The sequence below is a fragment of the Confluentibacter lentus genome (assembly GCF_002806995.1).
GTDB lineage: Bacteria > Bacteroidota > Bacteroidia > Flavobacteriales > Flavobacteriaceae > Confluentibacter > Confluentibacter lentus.
Genome location: NZ_NIHE01000001.1, coordinates 625,213 through 638,008, shown reverse-complemented (window position 1 = coordinate 638,008; position 12,796 = coordinate 625,213). Strand labels below are relative to the sequence as shown.

Below are 12,796 nucleotides of genomic sequence, written 5' to 3'. Positions count from 1 at the left end.
TCGCAATGACTATTAAATATTAAACTCATATTCTCTTTCTACTTTACAAATTCTAACATTGTACCAGCTATACCAATCTTTTCTTCCTTTTAATTGTGCTTGTAAATGATCGGCTTGTTGCTTCCAGTTTTTTATGGATTCTAAACTTTCCCAATAGCTTACCGTAATTCCAATGTTATTTCTGGCGCTGTCCATTCCTAAAAAACCAGGTTGTTGTTTGGCTAATACATCCATTTTTTCGGCCATTTCAGAATAACCATTAATGTTTTCTTTTTGTATTGAAGTGAAAATAACGGCGTAATAAGGTTTGAAATCTTCATTCATAATATTATTTCTCAATCGTTATCCATTGTCCTTTTGTCCGCACCAAATACTCATTATCATACATGGCTTCCGCTTGAATGCCGGGTAAATAATAAGTTCCTAAATACGATGCATTCAACATCACATTAAAGGTTTTTGTGCCATAAGTTCCTTTTTTAGGTAAATCAAAATAGAAATTCACCCGGTCGTCCCTAATATCCGTAAATCGTGCCTGACTTGTTGTGGTATCTCCAAAATCTGTAAAACGGGCATTAACGATTTCCCAACCAGACGGAAAAATTTGGGTTAATGCAACATCATTCACAGCTTCATCTTTCAAATTGCTGACTTTAACCGTTGCTACAAAATCCTGACCTTGTTGAAGGTTTGATATATTTATCGTGTTCCCTTTTAAATCTTTATAAACCACGGAAACACTTAATCCGCGTTGTTCAACCAATTCTTGTCCAAGAGGTAATTTTCCTGAATTTAAAACCCGAACATACACCACATTGTCTTTATTATTTGTAAATGATAAGGTATTATTGCCATCCACAATAAGTAAATCCCTTTGTACTAGCGCACTTTTAGAATTCACAGAAACTGTTTTTCCATTTAAAATGTAAGTAACATTGAGTTCTTTACCGCCGTTTGCTTGCACCATTTTTGCCATAGCTAATAAACTATAAGCCGTTGTTTGTGTACTCATCCATGTGTTGCTTGATAAATCTTTGGCAATGTATTGAGACAATTCACGCATTTTCGTATTTTTAGTGAGTACCATGTTTTCTAGTGCCATAGCTCGATTTCTATCTACCGAACCAAATGTATAATAATCATAATTTGATGCTGTAAAATTGATGTTAGCCGATTTTGAAATAGCATTACTCGCTTCTTTTTGACCAGCTAATGCATAAGCCGCTGCCAATCGCCATTTAGCTTCATTGGAGATTTCTGTAAATTCCCGTAACCTATTCATTGCTGCTAAATCTGGACTTCCAGCTAGAGCTAACGTGTAGAGCCTGTATGCTTGTGCTAAATCTGAATTATAGGTTTTGTAAGTTGGACGCCAATTTCTAGCCGCCTCTTTTTGATAGTTTATCAAATTACTTTTAAAAGCTAATGGCAACACAAACCCTTTCTTTTCTGCTTCAAGCATAAAATGACCAGCGTAAGTCGTACCCCAATCATCAGCAGTGCTTTCACCCATCCAATAACTTAGTCCGCCATTTGCTTTTTGAAAATATCCCAATCGTTTGATGGCATTTTCAATATTGCTTTTTATTTGTTGCTTTTTATCATAAGTTAAATCGAAAATATCATTTAGAAATAGCTGTGGAAAGGCACTCGATGTGGTTTGCTCCACACAACCGTGAGGATATTGAATTAAATATTGCAGCCTACGAGAGAAATCCATAGGAGGCATGGTTGAAAACTCGATGGATGCAGAATTTGTTCCGTACACGCCAAAAGTCGCAAAATTTATAGTTCCAGAAGCTTTGGCTTCTAGAGTTTTGTCAATGGATTTTGATGAAATCGGATTCGGATTTTCAACATCAATCTCCACTTTGTAAGTCGATTTTTCGCCATTTCCAGAAGCAATGACTTCTATGGTATTCAAACCTTTTGCTTTGCTTGCATCTAATTCAAAATACAGCATTTGTTCATCTGGTTTATCAAAATGAACGGATTTTGAACTACTTCCAACAACAGAAAGCCCTTTGCTTAATTTCAAACTAATGGAAACATCTTTCACTTTAGGCTCCATAGCAAAAATGGTAACCGGAAGTGTTACTTTTTCGCCCGGGCTTAATTTCCGCGGAAGCGTTGCCAATACCATTAATGGTTTTTTAACTTCCACCGATTTTTCGGCACTGCCATAAGCTTCTTTTTCATTATTTCCTGCAACAACCATGGTTCTGACAGAACCAATATAATTTGGCAACTTAATTTTATGCGATTTTTGTTCGCCAGCTTTTAAAGAAAAAGGCCCTAAATAAACCACAACGGGTTTAAAACGATTGGCTTTTTTGTTTTTACCAGCTGCCGCATTTCCGTCACCACCAATTGCAAATACTTGATCAACACTTCCAGAATATGCCCCAATAACATCGTCAAAAATATCCCAGGTTTTCACGCCAAGAGCTTCACGGGCATAAAAATCATTCCAAGCATTTGGTATTTTAAAACGTGTTAAATCCAATAAGCCTTCTTCTACCACAGCAATGGTGTAAGTCATCGCTTTTTTGTTTTTTTCCGAAACTTTCACTTCAAATTCTTGTTCTGGACGCAAGGAATTTGGCATATTTATTTGTGGTGCTAATTTGGTACTTGGGTCTTCAACCATAATGGGAATAACGCCATATAAACGAATAGGTAAATCGTTGGCAGATATGGCATGAGGTTGTAATAACGAAATATTAATGAACACATTAGGAGCCATTTCTGAAGTGATAGGAATATTAAAAGTGGTACTTCCTTGTTTGGTTTTTACCCAATGGTAATCTAAAACTTCGGTACCATTTTCAATACTTATTAGCGCACGACCTTCACTTCCAGATTGGAATGTTACTTTGGCGGTTTCACCAACGTTATATTGTTCTTTATCTGCTGAAAAAATCAACATTTTAGCGGCTTCTTTATCTGCTGAAGGGCCTTTTTGCCACCAATTTTTATAAAAATAAGCCGTTCTTCCTGTGGCATGACCACTCACAGGGTCTGAAATTCTGATGAGGTAACGTCCGCGCAAATCATCTGGAATATTCAATGTGAAACGCCCTTTGCCACTGGCATCGGTATTTATTTTAGTGTCTAAATAGGGTTTGTGGTAACTGCTTGATGTATAGCTTGCTAAATCGTCATAAGACGAATTCCACCACCAACGCCATTCTACTTTATAAACTTTAACCTCCAGATTATCTCGCTTCATAGGTTTTCCATTGGCATCAACCATCACCACATCAAATGTTTGATTTTCATCTGTAAAAAATGAATCATACGCATTTCCTTTGGGCGAGCGTAAGCCAACAAACGATTTGTAAGGCGCATACTGTTTGGTAAACGCATCCATTGAGAAATCGCCACCATTTTCAAAAGCCCTTACCAAAAACTGAACATTCAACATGCCCGGCGCATTTTTGCCGACTTCCAGTTTTTTGTTGATTTTTGCGATACCGTCTTCATTTATAGTACCTTCAAAAACATTAATTTCTTCGGTTTCAAATTGTCTGGTTGGGTCATTAAACACATAATCTTTGTAGTTTTTAAAATTGGTGTTAGCAGACGAAAACTTGGCTTTAATTTCAGCTTTTAAATTTTTTGCAGGAGCGCCGTGTAACCATTTAACATCCAAGGTTCCGTTTAAAGGTTCGGTGCCAGTAATGATATCGTTTTCAAAATCGACTTTAATTTTTAACCTATTTGGTTTTACGGTTTCAATTTTTAAGTTTTTGTAAAAAGTAGCACCGCCGACAGTTATTTTTGCGTTGTAATCGCCAGTTTTGTCTTCTATTGAAGTAGGCACAGTGAATTTATAGAAATTGTCAAGATTTTTTGAAGTCACATGGCTGTAAATGAGTTTGCCATTTGGGTCGGTTATTCCCAGTTTTACGGGATGTCCTTTTGGTAACGGATTTGAAAAATCATTCAAAATAAAAGTTAAATGAATGGTGTCTCCAGGTCGCCAAACACCGCGCTCGCCGTAAATGTAACCTTTAAGGCCGCGTTGTAATTTATTTCCAGAAACATCAAATTTGCTTAACGATAAGGAGTTTCCATCAGCAAGTTTTATATAAGTCTTGTTTTTTTCTTTTGAAACAATAGCAAATGCGGCAATTTTATCTAAATCTACCAACGCCAATCCTTCATTATCTGTAGTCATGCTGGCAATTTCCTGTTGTTGGAAATTATAAAGCTTGATAGTTGCATCAGGTTCTGGATTGGTGTTTAAAATATTGGTAACGGCAAAATAATACGAGTTGTTGGTGCCTTGTTTTGCAATCACACCCAGGTTTGATGCCAATAAATTTTGAGAGACAATTTTCTCTTGGTTATAGTAGGCATTATGGCAAGGATTGTTCTCTTCCCGCCAATTATAAGTGTAGTTTTTATATTGATAGGTCAAATTATCCCAATACGCTTCTTCACGCAATTCATCATCTTCATAATCATCAGATTCAATATAATCATCGTTTTCATAGTATTCTTCTTCATAATAGTCATCATCATTTTCTACGTTTGTAATCATGGAATTAGCATCACAATTATATAACGAATAGCTTTTATCAAAACTTAATTCCACACGGTAAATAGCGCCAGGATCGGCTTTAAAAAACTTAGATAAATCGATGCTATATGCCTTCCATTTTCCAGTATTTTCAGCTTCGGTTTGTAGTTGGATGGTTTGTTTGGCTATACGGCGACCAACTTTTTTAATATCATAATTATTGCTGTTGGATAAATCATTGTCCTGTAAAAACTGGAGGATATTATCTTCATAAATTTTAATAATCCTAACATCTACGGCTTTTAAATTAACGGCTTCAAAATTGAATTTTAATTCTTGTGAATTTGGTAAAATACTACCATTGCTAATGAGCCGCACTTGTGGTTTTAAGTCTTCAAAAGCAATAGTTTCAGAAAACGGTTTTTTAAGTTTATAACTTTCGGAATTTGTAATGCCTTCAAATACATCTACTTGTATATTGCCAACCAATCTAGAATCTGGATAGACTTTAAGCACATTGCCATCTACAACATATTTTGGGTCTTTTACGTTTTGAAGCATGACTAATCCTTCAAAAACCTGTTGTTTTTTTAAGGGATCGGAAAAGTTTATTGAAAGATATTGCTCGGGCATTTGCACCACATTGACGCTTACCACAGTGAAGTTGTTAATGCCAGGAATGGTCAGTTTGTTTTCGCCTTTATTATCAGATTTAATAGCACTTCCATTCCATTTCACAAGAATTTCAGAGTCTTCAATTTTACGATGGATGCTATCAATTTTAAACTCAAAAACCTTACTTTTTTTATCTATTTCATTAAAAACAATGGATAGTTTTTTTCCGTTTTGAGAAGCTTCAACTAATTTTTTGGCATTTTCTAAAGAAATAACATCCGCACTTGTTATTAAACATTCTAAATATTGCCACTCTTTACTGTAGGATTGTAAATTGTTAGTAACAAGATTAAAGTTTGGCGTTATGGTTTTAAATTGAAAGGTGTAACTGCTAAATTCTTTTGGAATATTTTTATAAATGTCTTCTAACTTAAAGGTAACAGTATATTCTGTTGCCGTTTTTAGGGCTTCATCTGGAGTAAAAACTAGGGTATGTTTGTTGGCGGCTTTTAAAGTTCCTTGTACAAAAGGCTCCACTTTTAAAAGTTCTTGAGGAATTTCTTTATCCACATCCCAACCTTCAACTTCTTTTGTTAAATTAATAATAATGGGACTTTCAACGGATACGATGCCAGAAGTTGTATAACTTATATATTCCCGAAACTTAAATAAATTATCGGTTTCAACAGGCTTTTTTTTGCAAGAAACTATTAAAATGATGATGATAATAAAAGCCAAAAGTTTTTTAGTTGACATAGAATCTGATTTATATTGAAAAGTGGTTTAAAGGAAAAAACGTATTAAAGTTAATGAGATTAATATGAAATATCACTCAAATAAATCAACAATTTATTACTATATTGTTATTTGCTTCAAAAAAAAATAAAATGAATAATCATGAAAGAGTCAGCCAACCTTTTTGGGATAGAAAATGTATTAAAAACATTAGGGTTAAAAGCTATAAATAATGGCACACCTACAGGAATTGTTAATTATTCTGGTAATTCTATTTTAGAAAGTTTTTCACCTGTTGATGGACAATTAATAGGAAGCGTCACCATCACTACGAAAGCAGATTTTGAAGCAGTCATGGAAAAAGCAACAGCTGCTTTTAAAATTTGGAGAACCATGCCAGCACCACAACGTGGAGAGGTTGTTAGACAGTTTGGTGATAAATTAAGAAAGAAAAAAGAAGCTTTAGGTAAATTGGTATCTTATGAAATGGGCAAAAGCTTGCAAGAAGGTCTTGGAGAAGTTCAAGAAATGATAGATATCTGTGATTTTGCTGTTGGATTATCCAGACAACTTTACGGATTAACCATGCATTCAGAAAGACCCGGACACCGCATGTATGAGCAATACCATCCGCTAGGAGTGGTTGGTATTATTTCGGCATTTAATTTCCCAGTTGCTGTTTGGGCTTGGAACACAACTTTAGCTTGGGTTTGTGGAGATGTATGTATTTGGAAACCCAGTGAGAAAGCTCCTTTGTGCGGAGTTGCTTGTCAAAATATAATTAGCGAGGTGTTAGCTAAAAATAAGTTGCCAGAAGGCATTTCAAATTTAATTAATGGCGATTATAAAGTAGGTGGGTTTATGACAAAAGACAATCGAATTCCATTGATTTCTGCCACAGGCTCAACACGAATGGGAAAAATAGTGGCGCAAGATGTTGCGTCCCGTTTAGGAAAATCATTATTGGAATTGGGAGGTAATAATGCTATCATTGTAACACCTGATGCCGATATTAAAATGACAGTCATGGGAGCGGTTTTTGGAGCTGTTGGGACTGCGGGTCAGCGTTGCACTTCTACTAGGAGGTTGATTATCCATGAAGATATTTATGATAAAGTAAAAAGCGGGATTGTTGACGCTTACAAACAATTACGCATTGGAAATCCGCTAGATGAAACTAATCATGTTGGGCCGTTAATTGATAAGGATGCAGTGAACATGTATCTAAATGCCCTAAAACAAGTTGTTGAGGAAGGTGGAACTATTATTGCAAAAGGTGAAGTTTTAAAAGGTAAAGGCTATGAAAGTGGCTGTTATGTAAAACCAGCAATTGCCGAGGCTAAACCAGACTTTAAAATAGTCCAACATGAAACTTTTGCACCTATTCTTTATTTAATAAAATATTCTGGAGATGTTGAAAATGCTATCGAAACACAAAATAATGTGGCACAAGGGTTGAGTTCTGCCATCATGACCAATAATTTACAGGAAGCAGAATTGTTTTTATCAGTTCAAGGATCCGATTGTGGGATTGCTAATGTTAATATTGGAACTTCTGGTGCTGAAATTGGAGGCGCTTTTGGGGGCGAAAAAGAAACAGGTGGCGGACGCGAATCTGGCTCTGATGCTTGGAAAGTGTATATGCGTCGACAAACCAACACTATTAATTATACTTCTGAGGTGCCGTTAGCACAAGGGATTAAATTTGATTTATAGATAAAAAAAACCTTGTCTCCGATCCAGTTGTTTTAGGGGAAGACAAGGTATATATAAATGATTAATAGCATAACAAATGTAACTATTATTTTGACATAGAAGGTGTTTCGGTTTAACTTTGAAGTTAAATTTACGTAAAATACAAAAGCTACTTAACTGTATTTCACTTTTCTCAAAATTCGCATGGACTCTTTGTGAATATTATATAGACTATCGCTATAATTCTTTAAATATGGTTTTATTTCATGTAGTTTGTCGATGGCTTCGTGAAATAAATTTAGGTAACAAATCAAATAAGTACCCGGTAAATTTTTTAGGTCATTTTCTTCACTAACAGTAAGCGTCAACCCTTTTTTAAGTTTTTCTAATATAGCATTGTTGCTATTATAAATATGGAACAGTGTTTTTTTGTCAAATTGGGGTGGCTCAAATATTAAGGTTGTATCAATGGTATAATTAGCATTATTTTCAAAACGGATAATAGTTTCTTCTAAGGGGTAAAATTTGTAATTATTATGAAACCCAAGTTGTACATATTCAATAATTTTAAAAGTGTCTTCATTATAAAAAATAGAAACTTCATCCAATGTGGAAAAGAAGAGTCTTACCTGTTCGTTTATAAGCTCTATATCTACTCTGGAATAATAAATGTCTTTTTTAACAACTTTTTTTTGTCCTGACCAACACAACACAAAATATTCCTTAAATACTTTGTATTGTGGGCTGTAGTCTACACGCTTTTTTAAAAAATCAAACACGCCATTTAAGGTGTGCTCGATGTTATTTTGAGCATTGTTTTCAATAGCTTCAACAATTTTAGAGTTGATGTCTTTAATCTCGATATCAAACACTTTTGGCATGCTCATGCTTCCATCCCTAAAGAATACTGAGCCACCATAATATTTCCAAATATTTTTTCGTAAAGACGTTATTTTACCTGTTGCCCTAATAGTTACTAAGCCTACAACTTTATCGTCTGGCAAATGGGGGAAAGGAATATTCTCGTATTGTACGATGGGCGCATTGGTTAAATAAGCATTAATGAGGTTTTGTATTTTACTATCATCAAAAAAATCGACCCCAACAATCTCGTTGTTTGAGTCGTCCACACCAATAACAATATACGAGTTGTTATTTGGATTGCTATTAGAGAGCGCACAAATATGCTTTAAAAACTTGGCCTTTCCTTCTTTTTGGCTGATGTCTATTTTTAGCTTTTTATCATAAAAACTATTTTCGTCGTTATGAGCCAAAAGGTGTTTTATAAGTAGGCGTTTGTTGATCATAGCTATCATTCCCGTGCAGGCAGGAATCTTATTATTTTAATTTCTTTTCAAAATAGTCGTACTCGCCTGAGCTGTTGGATACACCAATAAATCCGCAATATTCACATGATTGGGTCTGGAAACCACAAAGTAAATAATCTCGGCAATGTCTTCGGCTTGCAAAGCATCAAAGCCTTTATAAACATCTTCCGCTTTTTTATCACCTTTAAACCTCACTTTTGAGAATTCAGTTTCTACAGCACCAGGGTTTATTGCCGATACTTTAATGCCAAATGGATTTAAATCAATACGCATTCCTTCAGTTATAGCCAAAACAGCATGTTTACTGCCACAATACACATTCCCTTTTGGATACACTTCCTTGCCAGCAGAAGACCCAATATTAATAATGTGTCCAGATTTTCTATCTATCATTTGGGGCATAACAGCTTTACTAACATATAGCAAACCTTTAACATTAATATCCATCATGGCATCCCAATCGTCTATATGTCCAGATTGAATGGGGTCCAAACCATGCGCATTTCCAGCATTATTGATAAGAATATCAATCTGTTTAAGGTCTTCTGGAAGGGATTCAATGGCTTTAAACGTTTCAATTTTATTGCTAACATCAAAATTTAGCGTGTGAACTTTAGTGAATTTTTCCAATTCCTTTTTAATGGTAATTAATCTTTTTTGCCGTCTTCCGCATAAAATTAAATGGATGTTATGCTTGGCAAACTCATAAGCCGTGGCTTTACCTATGCCACTTGTTGCACCAGTTATCAGGGCTATTTTACTCATTTTTAGTAGTTTTTGTGCTTATCTAATAGCGAATCCTCAATTCATTTATAAAAATACCTAATTATGTTTTAATAATTTAAATGGATTCATGAATTATAAATAAGTTATCCACATCTAAAATGTTATGTTAAAAAACATTAAAAAAGTTTGTTGTTTTTAACCTATAATTAACGCTGTTAAATTTTAACATTTAACCAATTATTAACAGGAAACCAAGAAAAATTTTAACAATTTGCATTGCTCGAATAAGGTCAGTATATTCGGCCTTTAAAAACTAAAAAAATGATGGAAGATACAGGTACAATTGATATTAAGTCTATTAATGAAAAAATTGAAAGAGAAAGTGCTTTTGTTGATTTACTTATGTTAGAGATGAACAAAGTGATTGTTGGACAAAAACACATGGTTGAACGATTACTTATTGGTTTATTAGGGCAGGGTCATATATTATTGGAAGGTGTTCCTGGATTAGCAAAAACATTAGCTATTAATACCTTAGCTCAAGCTGTTCATGGAAGTTTTAGTAGAATACAATTTACGCCCGATTTATTGCCAGCAGATGTTACGGGAACGTTAATCTATAACATGAAGCTTAATGATTTCTCCATTAAAAAAGGACCCATTTTTGCAAATTTTGTGTTAGCAGATGAGGTAAACCGTGCGCCAGCAAAAGTCCAATCTGCTTTATTGGAGGCCATGCAAGAAAAACAAGTGACTATTGGTGATGAAACCTTCAAACTTGATAAACCATTTTTAGTGATGGCGACCATGAACCCGGTAGAGCAAGAAGGAACCTACCCATTACCAGAAGCGCAAGTGGATCGTTTCATGCTAAAAACCGTGATTGATTATCCTAAAATTGCCGAAGAGCAATTAATCATGAGAGCGAATATGAAAGGGAGTTGGGATAAAGTAAATCCAGTCGTGTCTGTAGAACAAATTTTAAATGCCCAAAAAGTCGTTCGTGAGGTTTACATGGACGAGAAAATTGAAAAATACATTCTTGATATTATTTTCGCCACCCGTTACCCAGAAAAATATAAGCTTGCCGATTTAAAACCATTAATTTCTTTTGGTGCGTCCCCTCGTGGAAGTATCAATTTAGGAACTGCCGCAAAATGCTATGCGTTTATCAAACGTCGTGGTTATGTGATTCCTGAAGATGTTCGTGCCGTAGTTTATGATGTGTTAAGACATAGAATTGGTATTACTTATGAGGCTGAAGCCGAAAACGTGACTTCCGTAGATATCATCAATAAAATAATAAACGAGATAGAAGTACCATAGGATTTTAGATTTTAGAATGACGAATGACGATTTGTGATTTTAATAATTAAATGAAATCGTAAATCAAAAATCTACAATCGTAAATTGAAAAATGGATACTAAAGAATAATTTACATTGAAAAATTATCAAAGCATAAAAGTTTCTGAAGCATTAAAGAAAGGTAAAAAATGGTTGGTAGTGCCTGCTATTTTTTTGATACTATTTTTCTTTTTAATAGTTCCAGCTATTTTAATGTATTTTTTTAGGAATGATAAAAACAGCATGGTTTTAGCCATAGGCGGAGTGAGTAGTATTTTGTTAGGAATAATTTCTCCTTTTGTTTGGTATGCAATTAACGTTGTTAAATATAAAATTTGGGCTGGAAGAAATGTAAAAGATATTCATAGATTTTATGAGGATGCTCAAATAAAAAACTTAATTAACGAAACATCTTTTTTTAGAAAAATTGAAATAAAGTCAACTACCCAAAAAAAGGATTTATTACATTTTTATGAAAGATTGAAGGCTGAAAAGGTACTCATAAGAGATATTAATAAAGCTATTGAAAAAGAAACCATTTTTAAGAGTTCATTAAAGTGGAATATTCTTGTTTTTTTGATATTGATGTTTGGAATGTTTTATTTGTATCAATCAGGAAGATATAATTTAAAAGTAACTCTATTTTTTACAGGTGTTTTAACCCTGCTAATTGTTTATGATTTGTATAAAATATATAGGTATAAATATATTCTTAAGATTAATAATGAGCTGATATCTTATAAGGATGGGAAAATATTAATTTATTGGAAAGATGTTATTAGTTATTTTACTATTTCTGGAATTCAAAATACTCCTTCAAAATTAATTATCAATACCATAACAAAAGAGCATGAATTATTACTCGAAAGTTTTGGGAAAATTAAGTTGGATAGGATACTTGATGTATTAAATGAAAACAAACATCGATTTGAGATTAATCAATCATTGAGATAATGGATACGAAGGAACTTTTAAAAAAAGTACGCAAAATAGAGATTAAGACACGGCGTTTGTCTGATCATATTTTTGGAGGTGAATATCATTCTACCTTCAAAGGGCGCGGTATGACTTTTAGTGAAGTACGCCAATATCAATTTGGTGATGATGTTAGAAATATAGATTGGAACGTCACCGCCAGATATAGCGAACCTTTTGTAAAGGTTTTTGAAGAAGAACGTGAGCTGACTATGATGCTTATGGTAGATGTTTCGGGTTCTGAATTATTTGGTACCGTGGAGCAATTTAAAAACGAGATAGTTACCGAAATTGCTGCCACTTTAGCGTTTTCTGCAACACAAAATAATGATAAAATAGGGTTGATTTTATTTTCAGATAAAGTAGAACTCTATATTCCGCCCAAAAAAGGACGTTCCCATGTGCTTCGCATTATTCGGGAACTGATAGAATTTCAACCGGAAAGTAAACGCACAAACATAGCAGAAGCCTTAAAGTTTTTATCGAACGTGATGAAAAAGAAGGCGATTGTTTTTGTGTTATCTGATTTTATTGCAGACGATTATCAGCAAACCATGAAGATTGTTTCGGGTAAACATGATGTGACAGGTATTCGAGTTTACGACAAGCGTGAAGAAGAAATACTAAACTTAGGGATGGTACAAATGGAGGATGAAGAAACAGGAGAATTGATGCTTGTAAATACATCGTCCAAGAAAATAAGGTTGAATTACGGAAAGTATTATCAAGAAAAAGTAAACTATTACAAAGATAGTTTTACCAAATCTGGAGCAGGAACTATTGATTGTCGTGTGGACGAAAGCTACGTGAAAAAAATGCTGGGGTATTTTAAAAGAAGAGGATAAACGA

Annotated in this window: 8 protein-coding genes; 4 read left to right on the top strand and 4 right to left on the bottom strand. The window is 34.2% G+C overall.

The window, feature by feature from the left end; translation table 11 throughout:
* Nucleotides 1-12 precede the first annotated feature (12 nt).
* Nucleotides 13-324, bottom strand: a complete 312-nt coding sequence (locus CDH50_RS02785) for an antibiotic biosynthesis monooxygenase family protein (protein WP_100610595.1) — start codon at nucleotides 322-324, stop codon at nucleotides 13-15.
* A 4-nt stretch (nucleotides 325-328) separates the two neighbouring features.
* Nucleotides 329-5,899, bottom strand: a complete 5,571-nt coding sequence (locus CDH50_RS02780; protein ID WP_100610345.1) for an alpha-2-macroglobulin family protein — start codon at nucleotides 5,897-5,899, stop codon at nucleotides 329-331.
* Between the two features lie 141 nt (nucleotides 5,900-6,040).
* Here CDH50_RS02780 and amaB point away from each other — a divergent pair, with 141 nt between their 5' ends.
* Nucleotides 6,041-7,594 (top strand): L-piperidine-6-carboxylate dehydrogenase, encoded by a 1,554-nt coding sequence (gene amaB, locus CDH50_RS02775; RefSeq protein ID WP_100610344.1) that lies wholly within the window; start codon nucleotides 6,041-6,043, stop codon nucleotides 7,592-7,594.
* A 152-nt stretch (nucleotides 7,595-7,746) separates the two neighbouring features.
* Here the strand turns inward: amaB and CDH50_RS02770 are convergent, their stop codons facing one another.
* Together CDH50_RS02770 and CDH50_RS02765 are read right to left on the bottom strand one after the other, a co-directional pair.
* Nucleotides 7,747-8,880, bottom strand: a complete 1,134-nt coding sequence (locus tag CDH50_RS02770) for an ATP-binding protein (RefSeq protein ID WP_100610594.1) — start codon at nucleotides 8,878-8,880, stop codon at nucleotides 7,747-7,749.
* 36 nt (nucleotides 8,881-8,916) lie between these two features.
* The gene (locus tag CDH50_RS02765; RefSeq protein ID WP_100610343.1) at nucleotides 8,917-9,666 is read right to left on the bottom strand and encodes an SDR family NAD(P)-dependent oxidoreductase; all 750 of its coding nucleotides are present in this window, start codon (nucleotides 9,664-9,666) and stop codon (nucleotides 8,917-8,919) included.
* 285 nt (nucleotides 9,667-9,951) lie between these two features.
* Between CDH50_RS02765 and CDH50_RS02760 the strand changes: the two genes are divergently transcribed.
* The 3 genes from CDH50_RS02760 (at nucleotide 9,952) to CDH50_RS02750 (ending at nucleotide 12,792) form a co-directional block, all read left to right on the top strand.
* Nucleotides 9,952-10,953 (top strand): AAA family ATPase, encoded by a 1,002-nt coding sequence (locus tag CDH50_RS02760; protein ID WP_100610342.1) that lies wholly within the window; start codon nucleotides 9,952-9,954, stop codon nucleotides 10,951-10,953.
* A 115-nt stretch (nucleotides 10,954-11,068) separates the two neighbouring features.
* Nucleotides 11,069-11,926: a hypothetical protein gene (locus CDH50_RS02755; RefSeq protein ID WP_100610341.1), complete on the top strand. Its 858-nt coding sequence runs from the start codon at nucleotides 11,069-11,071 to the stop codon at nucleotides 11,924-11,926.
* The gene (locus CDH50_RS02750) at nucleotides 11,926-12,792 is read left to right on the top strand and encodes a DUF58 domain-containing protein (protein WP_100610340.1); all 867 of its coding nucleotides are present in this window, start codon (nucleotides 11,926-11,928) and stop codon (nucleotides 12,790-12,792) included. The genes CDH50_RS02755 and CDH50_RS02750 overlap by 1 nt, the downstream gene beginning before the upstream one ends.
* Nucleotides 12,793-12,796: the final 4 nt, after the last annotated feature.